The organism is Psychrobacter sp. TB20-MNA-CIBAN-0197 (genome assembly GCF_040309765.1).
Classification (GTDB): Bacteria; Pseudomonadota; Gammaproteobacteria; order Pseudomonadales; family Moraxellaceae; genus Psychrobacter; species Psychrobacter submarinus.
Genome location: NZ_JBEOPC010001367.1, coordinates 1 through 237 on the forward strand (window position 1 = coordinate 1; position 237 = coordinate 237).

General features: G+C 71.3%; 1 protein-coding gene. It reads left to right on the forward strand.

From position 1 onward, the window contains the following. Positions 1-199, forward strand: a 199-nt coding sequence (locus AAEY83_RS18425) for a hypothetical protein (RefSeq protein ID WP_351061586.1), incomplete at its 5' end; no start/stop codon positions are given. Between the last annotated feature and the right edge of the window lie 38 nt (positions 200-237).

The following is a 237-nucleotide window of genomic DNA, read 5'->3' on the forward strand; positions in this document are numbered from 1 at the left end:
GCCGATGAGCGATGTGGCCGAGGTCATCGCGATGCTGGCCGATCCGGCGACCAGCTACTGGCTGTGCGATGCGATCGTCTCAGCCTGCCAGCGCGATCCGTTCGACGCCGAGCGGGATGCGCTGGCGCTTGCGAGCCTGCTCACCCGCCGGCTCGACGCGATCGTCACGCGGCACTTCGGCAGCCCTCGGCAGGCATGACGAAGGCGCCCCGGCGGCGGTGCCGCCGGGGCGTATTC